The sequence below is a fragment of the Paracidobacterium acidisoli genome (assembly GCF_003428625.2).
GTDB classification, from domain to species: Bacteria; Acidobacteriota; Terriglobia; order Terriglobales; family Acidobacteriaceae; genus Paracidobacterium; species Paracidobacterium acidisoli.
This window is the reverse complement of sequence record NZ_QVQT02000002.1, coordinates 93,502-112,491: the sequence shown is the minus strand read 5'-3', so window position 1 is coordinate 112,491 and position 18,990 is coordinate 93,502. Positions and strand designations below refer to the sequence as shown.

Sequence of the window (18,990 nt, the reverse complement as noted above, 5' to 3'; positions counted from 1 at the left end):
CCCTTGGCGGCTGCGGCCTTACAGCGTCTCCGGCGCCAGCAGATCCTGCATCGTCTCTCTCCGCCGGATCAGCCTCGCCCTGCCGCGCTCGATCAGCACCTCCGCCGGCCGCGGCCGCGAGTTGTAATTCGAGCTCAGCGGCATTCCGTACGCTCCGGCATCGAGGATCACCGCCAGATCGCCGGACTTCAGCGCCGGCATCTCCCGGTCGCGCGCAAAGAAATCGCCCGACTCGCACACCGGACCCACAAAATCAGCCACCACGCGCTTCTTCGATTTCGTGCGCGTCACCGGCACAATCTCATGGTGCGCCTGGTACAGCGCCGGACGAATCAGATCGTTCATCGCCGCATCCGCGATCACGAACACCTTCTCGCCGTTCTTCTTCACGTAAAGCACGCGCGTGACCAGCGCTCCGGCCTGGGCCACCAGAAATCGCCCCGGCTCCAGCAGCAGCGTCACGTCGCTCACTCCCTCGACGGCCTTCTTCACCGCCGCCGCATACTGGGTCACTTTTTCCTTTGGATCAAAGCTGTGCGCGCCCGAAGCATCGTCTCCGCTCAGCGACAGGTGATACTCAATCCCCAGACCGCCGCCCGCATCGAGAAACTCAATCGTATGGCCGTCCCTGCGCAGATCCCGGATCAGCCCCGCAACCCGCTCCGCCGCCGCTCCAAACGGCTCCGCGCTGCGAATCTGCGACCCGATGTGCACGCTCACGCCGCGCGCATCCAGATACTTCGCCTTCGCCGCCTCTCGATACACCCTGCGCGCCCTGCGAATGTCGATTCCGAATTTGTGCTCCCGCAGCCCGGTCGAAATGTACGGATGCGTCTCCGCAAACACATCGGGATTCACCCGCAGTGACACCCGCGCCCGCTTCCGCTGCTTCGATGCGCGCTCCGCCAGCAGCTCCAGCTCGCCTTCGCTCTCCACGTTGAACAGCAGAATGCCCGCGCGCAGCGCTGCATCCATCTCCGCGGCCGTCTTGCCCACGCCCGAGAACACTACCCGAGCCGCCGCCGCGCGGTTCACCGCCAGCACCCGCTCCAGCTCGCCGCCCGAGACAATGTCGAAGCCCGCGCCCTGCGCGTCCAGCAGCTTCAGAATCGCCAGCGCCGAATTCGCCTTCACCGCATAGCAGATCAGGTGCGGAATCTCCGCGAACGACTCCTGAAACAGCTTCAGCCGGCCGGCGATCTGCTCCGCCGAGTACACGTAGAGCGGCGTGCCGAACTTCTTCGCCAGCCTGTCAAGCTGCACACCATCGCAGCACAGAATCGAATCTTTACCGGAATAAGCAAACGGACGAGCAGAGTTCAAGCGGCCTCGAAGTCAAAAGAGTTTTTCCTGAGACTATCGGGCTTCCCTTGCTCCCGTAAAGTCGCTGCATCCTCTGGCAGCGGGCCGGATTAAAATCCGGCAGCAGGCCGGTTGAATGGTTCTGTATCAGGGCACGGCTTCAGCCGTGCCGTAACCAGCCTGAAAAGGAAGGGGCTTCAGCCCCTGCGGAGATACTGACCCACGACCTGTCTCCGTAAAGTCAGCGCATCGCAGGCGGCTGCGGAGGCATAGCCCAGGCGTACCGGCGCCTGCGGAAAAAAGCGCTTATCGTATAGAGAATCAAAATAAGAATCACCACCGGGACCATCAGCAGAGCAAACGGAAAGATCACCGTGTTCTCGTTCACCTGTCCCGCTTTATGCGAGTGCAGACCTCCGCCAAAGACCACGCAGTTGCCGCCCACGCTGCCGTTTTCACCAAGCTGCACGCCACCCAGAAAGGTAACGACGTTGCCCTCGATGTGATTTTCCGATTTCACGCTGCCCAGAAAGGCGACCGCATTCCCGTGCAGCTCTCCCTCGACCCGAATCGAGCACAGAAAGCAGACCGCATTTTCCGCCGTATCTCCCTGCTGCACCACAATGTCCTGAAGAAACCCCACACGGTTCCCATCGGCCCAGGCCTTCGGCAAAGCCACGCTCGCCAGCAGAGCCAGGCAAATCACCGTCATCAGGCGACGAATCATCGTCAACTCCTTACACGTATCTGCTGTTCCTACGCAGAATCCCGCTCCGCGGTTCCTTAACCGGCAACGGAATCGAAAAATCTTCTGAGCATCGACCCCGTCACCTCCGGCTGCTCCCACGGCGCAAAGTGTCCGGCATCGGGAATCTCGTGATATTCCGCGCCATATCCCCCGTTCCGGATCGTCTCCGCCAGCAGCCGCATATCCGCCGGCGGGCTCGCGCCATCCTCGCCGCCCGCGATCACGCAGCATGGTACCCGGATCGTCTTCGCCGTCGCCACCGAATCCGGCCTGGCCGCCAGCCCCTGCTGCACCGCGATCACCGCTTCGGCGCGCATCGCCTGCATCATCTCCCGCGCTTCGCCGACCTTCTGCGGTGTCCGTCGCCGCGCCGTCGGCCCGATCAGGCTGTTCAGCGACGCTTCGATAAAATCCCCTGTGCCCCGCAGCCGGACACCTTCGATCGTCTCCCGGCGCTTCGCCCGGTTCACTTCCGCATCGGCCTGCGGCCTGCTGCCGCTGAAGACCAGCGCCTGCACCCGCTCCGGCATCCGCCGCCATATCTCGTAAAGCGTGTAGCCGCCGATCGAGCAACCGCCGAAGAGCGCCTTTCCAATGCCTTCCTCCGCCATCAGCCGCTCCACATCGGCGCCCAGCTTCTCCATCGTGATCGCGCCTTCACCCGCCTCCGACTGCCCGTGGCCGCGCAGATCCGGCAGGATCACGCGATACCGCTCTGAGAGAACTTCCGCGACCGGCAGCCAGAACCGGTGGTTCACCGGCGTCGGATGCAGCAGCACCAGATCCTGCCCACTGCCCGTTACGGTGTAAAAGAGCCTGTCTCCGCCCGACGTATAGAACATCCCTCTATCTCAACCCAAATCCCGCCCTCTGTCCAAATCTCTGCCGGGCGCCCATCCTTTGCACCTGTCTTTGGCGCGATGGATGGAAAGGCATAAATCCCAACTGCGTCATCCTGAGCGAAGCGCCGCAGGCGCGAAGTCGAAAGATCTGCGGTCGTTTCATCTCAGGGCCTTGTATCAGAGCTTTGTATCAGGGCACGGCTTCAGGCCGTGCCGTAACGAGCGAAAAATAAGCCGGGCTTCAGCCCCTGAAACACTCCTTTTTTTAATACCCCTGTTTCAATCCAGTTGACGATACGCTTCGTAGCCGGAATGCTGAATAGCTGGATATCAGGGAGGGCCGCCTCGTGTTCTGGCTGATCGCTCACACAGAAATCTTTTTTCCTTTTTTGCTTCTCGGCCTGGCGCTGCTGGTGGAGCTTGGCCTCCGCACCCGGCGAGCTTCGGGTGATCTCGATGCCGTCCAGCCATTCATCGAATCGGCGCGTGACAGACTCGGTGTGCTCCTGAGTTTATTGCTCGGATTCTGCCTGCCCATGTCCCTGCCGCACTACGAGCAGCGCACGCAGCTGGTCACCGACGAAGCGAACGCCATTGCCACGGTCGCGCAGCGGGCTCAGATGATCCCCCAGCCATTCCAGGGCAGGATTCTTCAAACGCTGCCTGCCTATGTGGATGCCCGCCTCGAATTTGCCCAGGTCAGTCTCGACGGACCGGCGATGACGGCGTCCGTCTACCGCGCGGAACAGCTGCAGCAGGAAATGTGGCATCAGGCGATGATGCTCATTCCACAAAACGTCACTCCGCTGACTGTTCCTCTGGTGCAGGCCATCGGGGATTTAAGCAACTCGATCGAACAGCGTCAGGCCGCGGCTGAAAAGCATATCCCTACCGTCCTGTGGTGGGTTCTCATTCTGATATCGGCGCTGACCTGCTTTGTGGTGGGCTACAGCATGCGGGGGCGAGTCCTGCTGGGCATACTCGTTCTTCCGCTGACGGTCGCGATTGTCCTCTCTCTGGTCTCTGAGCTGGATAACCCCAGAACCGGCCTGGTTCGCGTGAGCCAGCAGAGCATGCTTCGGCTTCAGCAGAGCCTCAATGCAGAACCTGCACCCGGCCGGTAACTGTAATCCGTGGTATGCCAGCGCTCTCTGTGTCTGCAGCGCAGCGGCTCTTATTCGATCCGAAACCAGGAATGCAGAATCCCAGCCGTTGTCATCCCGACCGAAGCGCCGAGGCGCGCAGCGGAGGGATCTGCATTTTCTTTCCCTCTGAAACCCGGGTGCCCCACCTTCGCGACCGGGGTCCCCTGCGAACAAAGTTCGCTGGGGTGGGAAGCTAAGGTGGAAAGGTATCTTGCACCAGCAAGATCTCGTAGAAGCCCCGGCTTTTAGCCAGGGAATAAAGTCCGACGCGAACACGCCCTTTCCCGCTGCCGAAGCCGGAACGCGGCAGCTCGAGGATGCGTCTGTCAAGTCCCTTTATCGCCGAATACTTTCCATATGGTTGATTCCGCGGAGCTTATTCTTCCATCCAGATGGCATGAAATTTCCTCCGCCCTGCTACGCTGAATACAGAACCTGCAAAAAAAAACGCTGGAAATCGCGTCGTGAATGCGTCAAAGACGGCCCTGAGCGTACTGCTCCGGAATCAGGCACATCGCTTCACTGACTGCCGTCGATGCCTTACAGACGTCCGTCCATGCGGCACTCGCATCCGTGACCGAAGTGCTCTGTTTTCCGTCACATAGCTAGTTCATGCCAACTCGACGTGTTGAAAACAGGGCACTTACGGAAAGGAAGAAAAAATCAAACAAGAAGCAGGGATGTTCGTCCCGGTATCCGGTATGAAGCTCAGTGACTGGGCTGTGAGCCGGAGCTGCTCTGAGCGTCCTGCTGGCTGCCCGTCTGATCCTTACTCCGGTCGCTGGTCTGATTCTTCGCATCCGGACTCTTGCTGTCATTATTCTCCGGAGCCGGCTTTGCCGCTGGCTGTTGCGGTGGCCCACCCTGCTGCGCCGCAGGATTGTGCTTTTCGTAGATCGAGTACTGACGGGACGGTGACTGCAGATGGATCACAATCTCCTTCGTATCCGCCTTGATCGGATAATCGTTCCCGAAGGTCTGATACCCGCTCTTGATGACCTGCAGACGAAGCGTATCGCCGATCGGGATCACGTCCAGGATCGCCTGGCCGTCTTCGTTCGTCTTCAGCTCCATGCCGCCCTCATCCTTGTTGTCGCGGATGGGGTGAAACACGACGGCGGCGCTCTCCACCGGCTTGCCGTTTTCGCCCTTCACCACGGTGACCGTAATCCTGCAGGTCGGCGGCGGAGGCGTGTACTTCCGTCCCCGGCGTGCCTGTGCGTGAAGCGAAACTGTCAGAAGGAAGACCGATAACGATCCGGCCAGAACGGGGACAAGTCCCCGGCGAAGACGTACTGCGAAGCCCATGCAACTATTCTAAGCACGCGCGCCGACCGCTGAAAAGAGGCATTCGGATGGCCGGTTGCCGCCCGGATAAACCTCGAGCGCCGGTAATCCGTCTAACAGGATGTGCATACACCACAATCAGGGCAGAATCGTTCCAGGCAGGAGAACCTTTGTGCGCTTTAGGCACCTTGCTGGTCTGTTCTTCTTCTTTCTGATTCCCGCTGCCCCGGGTACCTTTGCGCAGCAGGCTCCGGCCGCACCGCCGCAGTCCTCTGCCGCTGATGAGGCCCCGGTTGCTCTCGTGCGCATCGCCACACAGAACGAGCTTGCCGCAGTCCGGGAGCACACGCCCCTCCGCTTTCAGCTGCGCAAAATCGATGACCGCCGCGATACGACCCGCGAAATCATCGAAACCCGAAACGGCGACGTGGCCCGCCTCATCGCAGTCAACGGGAAACCTCTCAGCCCCGACGCCATGCAGGCCGAGGTGGGACGCCTCGAATATCTGAGGGAGCATCCTGAGCTGCAGGAGCATCGCCGCAAGCGGGAGCAGGAAGACACCGATCGCGTCAACGGCATCATCCGCCTGCTGCCCGATGCCTTCCTCTATCGGGATGAGGGTATGACCCCCTGCCCTTCGGGACAGTGCCGCCGCTTCACCTTTTCACCGAAGCCGGACTTCGATCCGCCCAACCTCGAAGCGAATATCCTGCGCGGCATGGCGGGCGAAATGTGGATCGATCCCGGCCAGCAGCGTATTACGCGCATCGAAGGCCACCTGATTGACGATGTTGATTTTGGCTGGGGTGTTCTGGGCCGCCTGCACAAGGGAGGCACGGTGCTGCTGGAACAGTCTGAAGTGGGCAGTCACCAGTGGGCGATCACCCGTCTGAAGCTGAATCTGACCGGCCGGGCGCTGCTCGTCAAGTCTCTCAGCATCCAGCTCACCGAAGAGGAGAGCAGCTTTTCGCCGCTCCCCTCTCCCGTCGATTTCCGCCAGGCCATTCAGATGCTGATCCACTCCGATGGCAGTTCGGCGCAGCTGGCCGGCCTCCGGGATGAACCAGCGCCCGCTCAGCTGTAATCGTCTCCGCTTCCGCTGAAGTCTCCCCCGCCGGAATCGTCGACATAGCTCTGATCGTCACCGGTGTCGCCGCCGGAGTTGTCGTCATACGGTCCCTGCGGCTGTTCGTCCGGACCGCTGATATCGGAGGAGGCATCGAACGGTCCCTGAGGCTGCTCATCGGGACCGTTCGTTCCGTAGTTGTCCTGCTGCGGTGACTCGTAGTAGTTGTTGATCACGGTCTCTTCACCGGGAGCGCCGGGATATCCTGCGCCGCCACCCCAGCCGCCTCCATAACCGCCGCCGTGCTCAAAACCGTGAATCAGGGATTCAACCCCCTCAAAGGCCAGCATGCCTCCCGCAACTCCCGCCGCCGTCGTTGCCGCCGACCGCAGAAATCCACCCGCGGCGCCCGGCCCCGGCTGTCCATAAACAGGAGGAGCCGCAGCATACTGCGGAGGTGCCTGTGTGTATTGCGGCGGAACCTGCTGGTAACCCTGCTGCTCCTGCGCATAGGCCTGCTGCGCAGGCGGTGCATTGCGATGCAGCAATCCGCCCAGGAAGCTGGTCGCCCGCGCCGGCGGAGGCTGTAACGTCTGCTGCTGGCGAAGCTGCTGAAGCTGTGCCCGCGCCTGATCGAGCGCGATGTTCTGAATCAGAACGGTTTGCGCCAGCTTGTAAATCGCATCCGGATCGCGCGCGAGGCCGTCCTCGAGCAACGCCTCTGCGTCAGGGTCCTTTTCCGTAAGTTGTGTTCCCTGGACTTTCTGCACCAGGTCCTGCAACATCTGTGCTTCCTGCGGAGTCATGCCTTCTCCTTTGGCCTGCCTCACGCAGACAAATGTGACCCGGCGAGGCATCCTCTCTTCGATACGTAAGATGCAGCAGGAATGTTTCAGTGCGATAAAGCCGATGGCTTCTGAAGGAGATCCGGCGTCACAAACGCTGTAGAACGTCCTCTGTTTCTACCGGGCCCGGCTGATCCTGGACCGAATCTTCGCCAGCATTCCAGTCAGAATTCGTGCATCTTCCGAATTGCACTGCAGACGGCGAACAAGGCGGCGAATCTTCTCGACGCTGCTCGTTTCTGTACCAGCCTTGATGTAGCCGCTTTCCGCGAGAGTTTCAGCCAGCATCCCGGTCAGCCGTTCCAGATCGCCCGCTTCCGCGTATTCAAATGGCTCTTCACAACGAGCGGAAGCGTTGTCATCGCGTACGATCTCGTAAAGACACACGGCCACAGCCTGCCCCAGATTCATCGAGCTGTTTTCAGCGTGCATCGGGATATGCATCAGCCAGTCGCAGTGGCTGAGATCCCCTTTTGATAACCCGTGCTTTTCCGAGCCAAAGAGCAAAGCGACTTTGCCGGAAGTCAGCCGCTTTCGTATTTCTGCGCCGCCCTGCTCCAGCCGCAACAATGGATGCACGATCTCTCGGTGTCCCACTGCCGTTGTGCCGACAATCAGCGAGCAATCCGCAACAGCATCGGCAATGCTGCCGAATTCTTCGGCTTCCTTTAACAGATCGGCTGCACCCACGGCGGACTGCGCTTCGCGAAAAGAGACTTCATAGGGATGGACCACGCGAAGCCGCGAGAATCCGAAATTGTTCATGGCTCGCGCAGCCGCACCGATATTGAGCGGATTACGCGTCCGCACCAGAACAACCTGCAGAGAATTGAGTTCGGTCATCACCGGCAAGAGGCTATTTTAACGGGATCGTATTGCCCCCCGTCGCCACAGTTACCGTATGAACCCGGTAGTTGCGCGCATAACTGTCTCGCGGCAGCCCGGCACGAACAGCCTTTGCCCTCAACTGCATCGATTGCTCCCGGCTCATCCATCCGCCCAGAGTCACGAGATAGGGTTTGCCTCCATTCGGAGAAAACACTTCCGCAGTGAATTGTGGATACTTCTGAGCCAGCGCACTAACTTTTTGCTCCGCCTCGCTCCGCAGACCATAGGTCCAGACCACCACACGCCAGTTCTGAGCGGGTCCCGGCTGTTGAGCAATCTCCGACACCGGCCTCCCCACAGGCCGAGCAACCATGGGTTGCGGCATAGCTTGTGCCGGAATTGCTGACTGTTCAGACTTGATCGCTGCGGAAGTCGTGTGATGCAAAGCACTCCACATCACCACCGCCACGCCGATCAACAACAGCACGGCAACTCCGATAATCAGGGGAGCACTTCTGCGCGTCATTGAGCTGCTGGTCCATGTTTGCCGCCACTGCCGGAGCTTCCGGAGGATCTCTCCCTGCTGCGCTTCCTGATCATCATCTGATGATTCCGCCGGAAGCGCAGAGGGCGCGCGACGCCCGGTCTCCTCCCCGGACACCACCCTTGCCGCTTCCACCAGGCTCGCCGGAAGCTCCGTAATCGGATCTTTCGACGATGCAGGCATTGCCTGAAATGATCGATCGACAGATGCTGGTGTCACCGCCGGCAGTTTCTCCGCATCTTCTCCGCGCGAAACAATCGGTGCAGGTGTATTTACACGCATATTGACTTCGTGCCGAATCACGCCTGCCGTGGGCACCGAAATTGGAGTTACCTGAGCAGGACCCCCGCTTTTTTGCTCACGCTTCGGCAGAGCTCGCCCAATGATTCTGCTGATCCCATGCAGATCTTCTGCCGCGCAGCTCTCGAACTCAGCGCCAACGTCAACCTGCTGAAGACAATCAATGCGCAGCTTTACCGTCTCGCCGGAGGCCACGACGCTGGATGCATCCACTTTTCCATGCACGAGACCTTTCTCATGAACGGCACCGAGACCGGACACCAGCGCATTGACGATCTGCCGGGTTTCCGCTGTTGTCAGCGTCCTCTGCCGCAAAATGTCGTCGAGATTCTGCTCAACTGGCTCCATAACGGCATAGACCAGTGGAACCTCACCGATTTTTGCTATCCCTACATCCTGAATGGCAACCACATGAGCATGCTGAATCCGCGATGCAGCCTGCAGCTTTTTCAGTAATGGGCCTTCGTCATTCAGGACCTCGGTGACACTTACCACAGCGCACCGGCCCTGCTCATCTTTTTCCGTATCGAACCACGCCAGACGGCCTTCTGAGCGCATTAGCCGGTTCAGCCGGTAACGTCCGGCCAGAAGATAGCCCTCCAGATCGTTCCATAAGACCGGATGCTTTACACGAGACAATCTCATTTTCTTTGATGACTCCACCGAAACTACTCGGCACTACGAAAGAACTCTTCGGCAGATCATTTGCGGCGGGGTGTTAAGCAGAATGATTGCGAGGAGCTGGGAATTTGAATTCTTTCGATTCTTGTCTGTCCCTGTCGCTCAGGCTGTAGCCAGAAAAGGCCGGTCTCCTTCGGCTGAGGTGGGCGCGGCGGTTTTTACCTGCGCCAGCAGGCGCATACCTTCCGCTGCAAGCTCGCGTGCCATCTGGCGCAGTTCGCTTGGCCGCTCGTTGTAGGTATTGGTGAGCTGAACCAGTGCCGCAGCAGCCTTCAGCTTGGCGACACCTTCGAATGCTGCGTCATTTGCCCCTGCAATGGCCTGGACAATGTTGTCCGCTGTGACGCGAAATACATCTTCGCCAGAGATGATGTAGGCCGTCTGTTGCTGTTCGCTCTGTGGGTTGAATCCCGGAACGCTGGACATTCTGCGTTACCTCACTGCATGAAAATTCGCTCCATCGGCAAACTCATTTATGCCGAAAAGCTTTTACTGAATAGTAAACTTGCATTCCGGCCTCATGAACGCCGTCGCGGCAAAATTCCAGTAGAAAATTACATCGGAACAAAGATGGATACCGGACGCCAAAACCGCAGCATACCTTTCGTTTTGCACACTCTGTATGCTGTATGAAGTCGATTGGGAGATCTGCTGTTGAATGAGCCGGAAACAATCCGCGAAATCCTCGATAAAACAGAGACCATCGCCGTCATCGGTCTGAGCAATCGCGAAGACCGCGCGAGCCTTGGTGTCTCGCGATTTATGCAATCCCGTGGTTACAGAATTATTCCGGTAAATCCCGCTATTGAAAATGTGCTCGGAGAGAAGGCTTATCCGACCCTGGATGAGGCCGTCGAAGCGCTTGGTGAAAATCAGATTCAGCTCGTAAACGTCTTTCGTGCGCCGGAATTTGTTCCTGAAATCGTGAAAGATGTGATTCGCCTGAAGCTTGCCTATCTGTGGCTGCAGGAGGGTGCAGGCCACCCGGAAGCTGCCGCCACGGCTGAAACTGCAGGCATTAAAGTCGTTATGGATCGCTGCATCCTGCAGGAGCGCATGGCCGCAGGATGGTCCGGACATCCGGAACGCGTAAAATAGCGCTATACACATGCGCACGCGGCTTCAGTTCGCTCTGCTGATCTTTGTGGGAGTCTTATTCGCCGTCCTGCAGGCAGACGCGGCGACCCCGGCTTCTGCACCCGGTCCGTCTGCTGACTCTCAGCATCTGACTTTGGAACTGGTATCCCCTGCGGAAGCAATCTATCCCGGAGAAAGTTTTCACGCAGGCCTTTACTTCAGGCTGGAGTCAGGATGGCATGTTTACTGGACCAATGCTGGCGATTCCGGAGAACCACCCTCTGCTCAATGGACGCTGCCGGCCGGTGTAACGGCCAGTCCTATACAATTTCCGACTCCCCGGCGCCTTCCTCTTGGGCCACTGATGGACTTCGGCTACGAGCATGAGGTGCTCTTTCCTGTCCCCATGCAGGTTGCAGAGAACTTCAGGCCGGCCGGATCAACAGCAGTTATCGCAGCAAAAGTGAGCTGGCTGGTTTGCCGGGAAGTATGCCTTCCTGGAAAAGCGGAAGTAGCTCTGACGCGCAAGGTACTTGCTGCACCGCCATCGTCTGCAGAAGAAGACGCTTCGGCGAAGGTACTTTTCACGCGATTTGCCGGAACTATGCCACAACCTTTGCCGGCAACCGATAAAGCTACCTTCTCCAGCACGTCAAAGGAATTTACTCTGGCCGTGCAGACTGGTTCGCGCGAAAGCTCTGCGGAGTTTTTCCCATTCGACCAGACCATCATTGCCAATGCAGCACCGCAACCAGCTAAGCCATTGTCCAGCGGTATCGCGCTCACCCTTACCAAAGATGACAATATCCAGTCTTCCCCCAAAGAGCTTCACGGCCTGGTTGTCTTTCCGAACGGAAAAACATATGAGATTCACGCGGTACCAGGCAGAATTCCGGATGCGCCAGCCGCTGCTGGCCTGACAGAAGGTGGTCCTGGAACTCTCATAAAGATTGCTGGTTTTGCCTTTCTCGGCGGCATCATCCTTAATCTGATGCCGTGTGTCTTCCCCGTTCTCTTCATAAAGGGACTCGCTCTTGTAAATTCCTCACAGCATGAACGGCGGCAGATGCGCCTGCACGGCTGGGTCTATACGCTCGGCATTGTTGCTTCATTCTGGGCCGTCGTGGCTTTGCTTTTGATTCTGCGCGGCGCAGGCCAGCAGCTTGGCTGGGGATTTCAGTTTCAGTCACCCACCTTTATCGCGGTGATGGCGCTTCTGCTCTTCTTCCTGGGACTCTCTCTCGCCGGTCAGTTCGAAATCGGCTTGTCCCTGACCAGCGCCGGCGGCAGCCTCGCGAATAAGGGCGGCTATGCGGGCAGCTTCTTCACCGGCGTACTGGCTATGGTGGTAGCCACTCCGTGCACAGCTCCCTTTATGGGGGCTGCGATCGGTTACGCACTCTCCCACTCTGCACTGGTCAGCTTTGTAGTTTTCACTGCTCTGGCGCTCGGACTGGCCGCGCCTTACCTGCTGCTGGCATATAACCCGCGCTGGACAAAGCTTCTGCCCAGGCCCGGCGCGTGGATGGAGATTCTGAAACAGGCTGTTTCAGTGCCGATCTTCGGCACAATCATCTGGCTCGTATGGCTTTTCACGCAACTGGCGGGAACTAATGCACTCCTCGGCCTTCTGGCAGGATTTCTGTTACTGGCAATCACAGGATGGGTGCTCGGCCGCTGGCCTGCAAAGCCATTTTCCACTATCTGCGCAGCTCTGCTTGTGATTCTCAGTGTTGCAGCTCCGGTTTATGCTGTGCGGAATCTATCTTCCGCGGCAATGGATCATGTCTCAGACAGTACGGCAAAAAGCAGCTGGCAGCCCTTCTCGCCTGCATTAGTGGAGCAATACCGCATGCAGGGCCGCCCCATGCTGGTCGACTTCACAGCCAGCTGGTGTTTAAGCTGCCAGGTAAACGAACGAGTCGTGCTTGATCGCCCGGACGTGCAACAGCGGCTAAAAGACAGTGGTATCGTTCTTATCCGTGCAGACTGGACACGGCACGATGAGTCCATCGCTCAGGCTCTGGCGGCTCTGGGCCGCAGCGGCATACCGACCTATGTTCTGTATGACGGCAGCGTGAATGCTCAGCCGCGCCTGCTGCCCGAAGTATTGACCCCGGGAATTGTCTTCAGCGCACTTGATTCCCTGCCGAAAGTCAGGCAACAATCAGCGCAGCTGGTCCGTCCGTCAGTACGTTGACCGATACCGCGATAAGAAGGAGGTCCTTTCATGCGACGTCTTTCCGTTCTCACCGTTGCCGTCATCTTCTCGACTTTTACTCTGATCGCTTATGCTGTCCGCGTCGGCAGTACGGCGCCCAATTTTACCGGAACAGACATTCATGGCAAGACGCACAAACTGAGCGATTATCGCGGCAAATACGTGGTTCTGGAATGGACTAACAACGGTTGTCCCTATACACAGAAACATTATGAGAGCGGCAATATGCAGGCTCTTCAAAGGGAATGGACGGCCAAAGATGTCGTGTGGCTTACCATTCTTTCGTCAGCTCCGGGCAAACAGGGATATATGACCGGCCCGGCAGAAAGCGCTTATCTTTCTCGCGAGCATGCCGATCCGACGACTGCGCTCCTTGATCCTGCCGGAGGCATAGGGAGGCAGTACGAAGCGAAAACCACTCCGCACATGTTCGTCATCGATCCTTCAGGCAAACTCATCTATGAGGGCGCTATTGACGACCATCCGACGACAGATCCAGCCGATATCCGGATATCGAAGAACTATGTGAGCGAAGCTCTTACGGAAGCGATGTCCGGACAGCCCGTGGCTATTCCCTATACGCGGCCTTATGGCTGCAGCGTGAAATATCCCGATATAGATTAGAGAAAGCGATATCTATTCCTGATAGCGCTGGAACATGCCAAAACGTCAGTTCATGGCGGGCAGGTGGAAGGATTGTCTCTTTTATTCAGCTTACTTTGTGTCGGTAGTGGCGAGTTCCCCGGGTACGACGCTGGTCAGTACAAGATCTTTTGCGTGTGCGAATGAAATCGTTACCTTAAAGGATTGCCTCTGATTCCATTGATCGAATGACAGAGGATAGTTGAAAATAAGCAAACCCTGCACGGCCGCACCTGGCTGGAGAGTGGTATTGCGAAGCACTGGCTGCTGATCGGCAAAGGAAGACAGCTCCGGATAATACTTAAAAACCCGCGGAAAGTCGGATGCTGAAATATCAAAGCTGCGATATTCGCTGTTCCCCATCTTCAAAACCGCATACATTTCTGTGATGTTGAGTGGTTTTTGGCCAACATTGCTGATGCGAACCGGGGTAAGGATAACAAGTGAACCATCCTGATCTGTAGCCGCCTCTGCGGCTTCCCCGGATGAATTATTGTCCGTTCGTAACTGAGGCCTGTACACCCTTACCTGCAGCAGTTTTCCTTCAGCGGAGGGCGGCGTTTTGTTCCAGAAAACATAGCCGGCGATCACCACTGCGACAAGAAGTGCCGCGATCCCCATCAGCCCGAGGATGCGGACTGGACGTACAGACGGAATTTCCTCATTGACGTTGAACATTGGCCGGTCCTGTTTGGGAAGGTGGGATTGGTGCGGCACCCTTGATCAGGTTATATCGCATTGTCATGGGAAACCAGTACTCATCACCTGGTCCCTGCACGTTCTGCCGCTCACACCTTACGTTTTGCTTTTGGATTCACGTATTTTGCGAATTTCATCCATGCGCTGTGACAGCAGCTTTTCCCGCCCCTCGATTGTTGGATGATAATAACGACGGTCGCGCAGGCCGTCCGGCAGACATTCCATATCAGCCACCCGGCCTTCCTCGTCATGCGCGTATTGATAATCGCGTCCGTATCCCAGCGATTTCATCAGCCCGGTCGGCGCATTGCGAAGATGCAATGGAACGGGTTCCTGCCGTGTCTGCTCAATATCAGATAATGCCGCACCATACGCCGTATAAAGTGCATTCGATTTTGGCGCCAAGGCCAGATAAACCGCTGCTTCCGCCAGGGCCAGATCTCCCTCCGGGGAGCCGAGGAACTCCATCGTATCGCGGGCTGAAAGCGTCAGATGCAGTGCTTCGGGTGCGGCAAGACCGATATCCTCAACCGCCATCCGAATCAGCCTCCGTGCCACATACATTGGATCTTCGCCAGCCTGTAACATACGTCCAAGCCAGTAGATTGTGGCATCTGCGTCCGAGTTCCGCACCGATTTATGCAGTGCCGAGATGAGGTTGTAGTGCTCCTCACCCTGTTTGTCATACATCAGCACACGCTGTTGCAGAGCCTCTGTAGCGACCTCCCGCGTAATCTGCTTCTCCGGACGCGCATCCGCAAGTTTAGCTGCGATTTCCAGAGAATTCAGCGCGTTACGGGCATCTCCTGACGCGTAGGAGGCCAGCATTGTGAGTGCGTCATCCTCTGCTGCAATCTCCATAGCGCCCAGCCCTCGCGGCTTGTCTTCGAGAGCCCGCTTCAACAGGCTGACGAGTTGTTCATCCGAGAGCGCATGCAGCGTATAGACCCTGCAACGTGAAAGAAGCGCAGAAATAATCTCAAACGACGGGTTTTCGGTTGTCGCTCCGATCAGCTTTATCGCTCCGCGCTCCACCCAGGGCAAAAAAGCATCCTGCTGCGCTTTATTGAAGCGGTGGATCTCATCCACGAAGAGAATGGTGCGGGAGCCATAGCGAGATGCCTTTTCAGCATCACCCATGACCTGCTTGATCTCTTTTATTCCGGACAGAACCGCTGAGAATTCAATAAAAGAGGCGCGCGTAGACTCGGCGATGATTCTCGCGAGCGTTGTCTTACCTACTCCCGGAGGCCCCCAGAAGATCATGGAAGCCGTATCGTCTCGTTCGATCTGGACACGCAGCGGTTTTCCCGGTCCAAGCAAGTGCTCCTGATTGAGGAACTCATCGAGAGAACGTGGACGCATACGTTCGGCAAGCGGAGCCGAAACCGCACCGGATTTGAGATCGGGAACCGGATCAAAGAGGCTCATCTATTCTCGCTTCTTCTCTGAGCCCTTTGCCGTGCTGCTTCATATAACAGAATCCCTGCGGCGACTCCTGCGTTGAGCGATTCCACAGGTCCAGGTGTTGGAATTGTGATGCGCTCATCAGCCATGCGCAATATTTCGGCTGGTAAGCCTCCACCCTCGTTACCGATGAGAATCGCGGATGCAGTTGTAAGGTCTGCATCGCAGCAGGCAACCCCACTCTCTGCTGTGGATGCATAGAGAACAACTTTGTTTTCCCGCAGCATCGCTGTCAGGTCATCCAGCGATGAGAAGACTACTGGCAGCCGAAATGCTGATCCGGAAGACGCCCGCAGTGCTTTAGGGTTCCACACGCTTACAGTTCCGGGCAAAACGACTACACCCGTCGCGCCGAAGGCCTCTGCCGAGCGCACCAAAGTACCAAGATTCCCAGGGTCCTGCAGCGCCGCAACGACGACCACAAGAGGCTGTGCGCCCTTTAAGACATCCTGCAGAGCAAATCGCGGTGGTTCAATCAGGGCCGCTATACCCTGCGGGGTCTCCGTTTGAACGGCGCTCGCAAACACCTCGGGGGTGAGCTCGATAACGGATATCTCTTCAGGCAATGACAACCGCTTCAGTGCCGCCTGATTGCCACTGCGCACAAAAACTGCGTGGAATTGTATTCCACTGCGCAGCGCCTCCTGTACCAGATGCTCCCCCTCGATACTGATGGCTCCTTCCTCGCGACCAGGCCGCGGCACATGGGTAAAACCGGCGCGCAATTCCTTTACGCGGGCATTTTGCCGACTCTGTACAATACTGAGTAGGCGCGAGCGGTCTGAAGCCGTTGGCATGGAGTGGATTCTAGAGCAATTCAGGCCTTTCTGTACCTGATGGGCGATGGTACATGATGGTGTTTTCTGAGAGACGGACAGCAGCATATCGGTTCGTTTGCCGGAATCTGTTAAGCTGCCATCCATCCGGTCATACCTGCCGGTTTTGCAGTTGGACTTCGCTTTCCTCATCGCGCTGCGTGTTCCTTTAAGGGAGAGGTCTTGTCAGCGGAAATTCTGCGTATCCATCCGGATGAACCGGAATCGGACCGGATTCAATACGTTGTGTCATGCCTGCGCAGCGGTAAGGTCGTGGGAATACCCACCGATACCTTCTATGGTCTCGCCGTGGACCCGGTAAATCTGCGCGCAGTGGAACGTATTTATGAGATCAAGTCGCGCCTGAAGCACAAGCCGCTATCTCTGCTGATTTCCAGCCTCGCTCAGGCCTATGAACTCTCGCGGGATATTGATTCCTCTCTCGACAAGCTGGCCGAAAAATTCTGGCCAGGTCCGTTGACAGTCATCGTCAAAGCCAGCTCAAGACTGCCGTTGCGAAGCACCGCCAACACGGGCAATGTGGCGCTGCGCGTTCCCGACGCTGCGATTCCGCGTGCCGTGGTCGAAAGTTTTGGATTGCCCGTGACCGCGACTTCCGCCAATCTTCGCGGAACCCCCGAATGTACTCATGCCGCCTGTGTCCGCGATATGCTCGGCGACCGCCTTCCGCTGATCGTGGATGGAGGGCCCACCGGCCGCTGTGTTCCGACCACGATTGTCGATTTGTCCGGAGGCGCCGGCTCATGGCAGATTCTGCGTGAAGGAGCCATTCCCACTCACGCCATTGCGCTTGCACTTCAGCGATGATTTTGCCCAGAACCCATCTGCGAACCGCCGACCGAGCCGCTTCACCCGGTGTGGCAGTTTTGGCCAGCCTGTTGCGTCTGGTGGGAACACTTGCGATAGTCGCAGCGGTGGCGTGGGTTGGATGGGTTGAATCGCAGATTCACTGGTATGCGCGGCACGATGAGGCCCGGCCCGCAAATGCAATCGCCATCTTTGGCGCCGCTGAATACGATGGGCGCCCTTCTCCGGTACTACGCGCACGGCTCGACCATGGCCTGGAACTGTATCAGCGTGGCCTGGCTCCTCTCATGATTACTCTGGGCGGTAGTGAGCCATCCGATCAGCATTCCGAGGGCGCCGTCGGTCAGGATTACCTTCTTGCACACGGAGTACCGGAATCGGCCATTATTGCCGAAACGCAAAGCAGCAATACCGAAGAATCGGCGCGACGGCTTTCAATCATTGCCAGGGCAAATCGCCTGAAAAGTATTGTGGTGGTAAGCGATGGAACGCATCTCTTTCGCACTCATGCCATTTGCGAAAAGTACGGGCTTACGGTGTATACTTCACCCCGGCCGGTTGGCCATAGTATTCCTTTGCGGGAAGCACTGAGACGCACAACCCATGAGGTTGTGAGCTATACGCTCTGGCGCATGCATATACATTGAGCTATTGATCTGCATCGTGCATAGCGGACATTATGCACCTGCCTTCTGTTCCTCGCGGCTCTAAAGCGGCCTCGCATCGCCGGACTCTTTTGAATGCTCCGAACAGATTTTATCGAATTGCAGGAAAGTGAACGCTGTAGAGCACGGTGGCTGTTATCGCAGCTGCGAGGGTCGAAAGGGCATTCACCGCGTCATTATTCAGCCATCCTCTGCGTTCCATCGTGGCTCCTAGCAGACTATCCACAAAAAGTCCGCAAATGCCGCCTGCAAGAATCAGAAACACCTCTCGGCTGGTAAAACGCAGAACAAAGGCAGCCGCCAGAGTCGTTATAACTGCTCCGATCAATCCCGCTATCGTGCCCGCCAGGCTAATGGCTCCATCTGTTCCTGCCGGTACTGTACGAAATGTTGTGAGCATGCGCGGTTCGCCGCCAAGAACCTGTCCCAATTCCGAGGAAAGCGTGTCTGCAGTTGCTTCGGCAAGCACGGCAGCCATCGCCAGCAGCGATACGCGCTCAACTCCCTGAGCTTTGGAAAAAACATGCACTGCTGTCAGCGGAATGAGTGCCAGAGCTGCCACGCCCAGATTAGCGGCGACCTGGGAGGCGTTCCTTCCCCGTTTCCCTTCCCCTGTGCCCAATATCTCCTTCCGGCGCCGTCGAAAGCGGGTCGCCGCAAAGGTCAGTAAAAAGAGCGCCAGCAGAGGCCATAAGGCCGTGCGCCATCCGGGGGTCCGAAAATACAGAATTGCCGCAACCAACGCCCCAGTCAGCGCTGCAGCTGGGGTGGCGGCGCGCAGCGCAAGCACCAGTACCGCAAATCCCAAGCTGATTCCTAGAGCCTGCCACAGAACGGCATTGCCCAAAAACCACGCCTGTCCCGCCTGCAATGTGACCCAGGCTGCGGCAAATGGAAGAAAAAGCAGCAAAATTCCCTGCGATTGCCACCGCAGCGTATGCTGATTCTGTTGACGGTTCTGTGTCATGGTGTGCTTCCCGCAGCCTAC

The 18,990-nt window shown here is 57.7% G+C and carries 20 protein-coding genes and 1 pseudogene; 8 read left to right on the top strand and 13 right to left on the bottom strand.

Translation table 11 applies throughout. The features are described from left to right. Positions 1-18: 18 nt before the first annotated feature. From lysA to D0Y96_RS04170, 4 genes are all read right to left on the bottom strand, one after another. A complete protein-coding gene (gene lysA / locus D0Y96_RS04185; RefSeq protein WP_117298117.1) occupies positions 19-1,323 on the bottom strand; it encodes a diaminopimelate decarboxylase in 1,305 nt (434 codons plus the stop codon). Between the two features lie 220 nt (positions 1,324-1,543). Then, on the bottom strand, positions 1,544-2,029 hold the full coding sequence (locus D0Y96_RS04180; protein WP_117298116.1) for a hypothetical protein: 486 nt from the start codon (positions 2,027-2,029) through the stop codon (positions 1,544-1,546). A 56-nt stretch (positions 2,030-2,085) separates the two neighbouring features. Beyond that, positions 2,086-2,892: an alpha/beta fold hydrolase gene (locus D0Y96_RS04175; RefSeq protein ID WP_117298115.1), complete on the bottom strand. Its 807-nt coding sequence runs from the start codon at positions 2,890-2,892 to the stop codon at positions 2,086-2,088. A gap of 203 nt (positions 2,893-3,095) precedes the next feature. Continuing rightward, positions 3,096-3,260 carry a hypothetical protein gene (locus D0Y96_RS04170; protein WP_158562187.1) on the bottom strand — a complete coding sequence of 55 codons (165 nt, stop codon included), beginning with the start codon at positions 3,258-3,260 and terminating at the stop codon, positions 3,096-3,098. A gap of 21 nt (positions 3,261-3,281) precedes the next feature. On the opposite strand from D0Y96_RS04170, the gene D0Y96_RS04165 reads away from it, so the two are divergent. Then, positions 3,282-4,016 carry a bestrophin-like domain gene (locus tag D0Y96_RS04165; protein ID WP_147324903.1) on the top strand — a complete coding sequence of 245 codons (735 nt, stop codon included), beginning with the start codon at positions 3,282-3,284 and terminating at the stop codon, positions 4,014-4,016. A gap of 729 nt (positions 4,017-4,745) precedes the next feature. Here the strand turns inward: D0Y96_RS04165 and D0Y96_RS04160 are convergent. Further along, positions 4,746-5,345, bottom strand: coding sequence for a carboxypeptidase-like regulatory domain-containing protein (locus D0Y96_RS04160; RefSeq protein WP_117298113.1), 600 nt, complete (start codon positions 5,343-5,345; stop codon positions 4,746-4,748). Between the two features lie 151 nt (positions 5,346-5,496). Between D0Y96_RS04160 and D0Y96_RS04155 the strand changes: the two genes are divergently transcribed. Next, positions 5,497-6,408 (top strand): hypothetical protein, encoded by a 912-nt coding sequence (locus D0Y96_RS04155; RefSeq protein WP_117298112.1) that lies wholly within the window; start codon positions 5,497-5,499, stop codon positions 6,406-6,408. Here the strand turns inward: D0Y96_RS04155 and D0Y96_RS04150 are convergent. The 4 genes from D0Y96_RS04150 to D0Y96_RS04135 all read right to left on the bottom strand — a co-directional run bounded on the left by D0Y96_RS04150 (position 6,399) and on the right by D0Y96_RS04135 (position 10,014). Then, positions 6,399-7,196, bottom strand: coding sequence for a DUF2076 family protein (locus tag D0Y96_RS04150; RefSeq protein ID WP_158562185.1), 798 nt, complete (start codon positions 7,194-7,196; stop codon positions 6,399-6,401). The genes D0Y96_RS04155 and D0Y96_RS04150 overlap by 10 nt on opposite strands. Positions 7,197-7,352: 156 nt before the next feature. Beyond that, positions 7,353-8,078, bottom strand: a complete 726-nt coding sequence (locus D0Y96_RS04145) for an RNA methyltransferase (RefSeq protein WP_117298110.1) — start codon at positions 8,076-8,078, stop codon at positions 7,353-7,355. 13 nt (positions 8,079-8,091) lie between these two features. Then, the gene (locus tag D0Y96_RS04140; protein ID WP_147324902.1) at positions 8,092-9,570 is read right to left on the bottom strand and encodes a protein kinase family protein; all 1,479 of its coding nucleotides are present in this window, start codon (positions 9,568-9,570) and stop codon (positions 8,092-8,094) included. A gap of 120 nt (positions 9,571-9,690) precedes the next feature. Further along, positions 9,691-10,014, bottom strand: a complete 324-nt coding sequence (locus D0Y96_RS04135) for a hypothetical protein (protein ID WP_117298107.1) — start codon at positions 10,012-10,014, stop codon at positions 9,691-9,693. A 228-nt stretch (positions 10,015-10,242) separates the two neighbouring features. Between D0Y96_RS04135 and D0Y96_RS04130 the strand changes: the two genes are divergently transcribed. The 4 genes and pseudogenes from D0Y96_RS04130 to D0Y96_RS04120 all read left to right on the top strand — a co-directional run bounded on the left by D0Y96_RS04130 (position 10,243) and on the right by D0Y96_RS04120 (position 13,510). Next, the gene (locus D0Y96_RS04130) at positions 10,243-10,686 is read left to right on the top strand and encodes a CoA-binding protein (RefSeq protein ID WP_199480175.1); all 444 of its coding nucleotides are present in this window, start codon (positions 10,243-10,245) and stop codon (positions 10,684-10,686) included. 10 nt (positions 10,687-10,696) lie between these two features. Further along, positions 10,697-11,128: pseudogene (locus tag D0Y96_RS20360) on the top strand (protein-disulfide reductase DsbD domain-containing protein); the annotation flags it as partial. A gap of 141 nt (positions 11,129-11,269) precedes the next feature. Further along, on the top strand, positions 11,270-12,865 hold the full coding sequence (locus tag D0Y96_RS04125; RefSeq protein WP_252263553.1) for a protein-disulfide reductase DsbD family protein: 1,596 nt from the start codon (positions 11,270-11,272) through the stop codon (positions 12,863-12,865). A 30-nt stretch (positions 12,866-12,895) separates the two neighbouring features. Next, positions 12,896-13,510 carry a thioredoxin family protein gene (locus D0Y96_RS04120; protein WP_117298105.1) on the top strand — a complete coding sequence of 205 codons (615 nt, stop codon included), beginning with the start codon at positions 12,896-12,898 and terminating at the stop codon, positions 13,508-13,510. A 90-nt stretch (positions 13,511-13,600) separates the two neighbouring features. Here the strand turns inward: D0Y96_RS04120 and D0Y96_RS04115 are convergent, their stop codons facing one another. From D0Y96_RS04115 to D0Y96_RS04105, 3 genes are all read right to left on the bottom strand, one after another. Next, positions 13,601-14,206 (bottom strand): hypothetical protein, encoded by a 606-nt coding sequence (locus D0Y96_RS04115; RefSeq protein ID WP_117298104.1) that lies wholly within the window; start codon positions 14,204-14,206, stop codon positions 13,601-13,603. 117 nt (positions 14,207-14,323) lie between these two features. Continuing rightward, entirely contained in the window at positions 14,324-15,658 is a 1,335-nt protein-coding gene (locus tag D0Y96_RS04110; RefSeq protein ID WP_117298103.1) for a replication-associated recombination protein A, read from the bottom strand. Beyond that, positions 15,655-16,662, bottom strand: a complete 1,008-nt coding sequence (locus D0Y96_RS04105) for a TrmH family RNA methyltransferase (protein ID WP_252263482.1) — start codon at positions 16,660-16,662, stop codon at positions 15,655-15,657. Before D0Y96_RS04105 ends, D0Y96_RS04110 begins: the two co-directional genes overlap by 4 nt. A 30-nt stretch (positions 16,663-16,692) precedes the next feature. On the opposite strand from D0Y96_RS04105, the gene D0Y96_RS04100 reads away from it, so the two are divergent. Continuing rightward, positions 16,693-17,337, top strand: coding sequence for an L-threonylcarbamoyladenylate synthase (locus tag D0Y96_RS04100; RefSeq protein WP_117298102.1), 645 nt, complete (start codon positions 16,693-16,695; stop codon positions 17,335-17,337). A 50-nt stretch (positions 17,338-17,387) separates the two neighbouring features. Continuing rightward, positions 17,388-17,984 carry a YdcF family protein gene (locus D0Y96_RS04095; protein ID WP_434090767.1) on the top strand — a complete coding sequence of 199 codons (597 nt, stop codon included), beginning with the start codon at positions 17,388-17,390 and terminating at the stop codon, positions 17,982-17,984. Between the two features lie 109 nt (positions 17,985-18,093). Here the strand turns inward: D0Y96_RS04095 and D0Y96_RS04090 are convergent, their stop codons facing one another. Then, positions 18,094-18,969, bottom strand: a complete 876-nt coding sequence (locus tag D0Y96_RS04090; protein WP_117298100.1) for a DUF92 domain-containing protein — start codon at positions 18,967-18,969, stop codon at positions 18,094-18,096. Positions 18,970-18,990 lie beyond the last annotated feature (21 nt).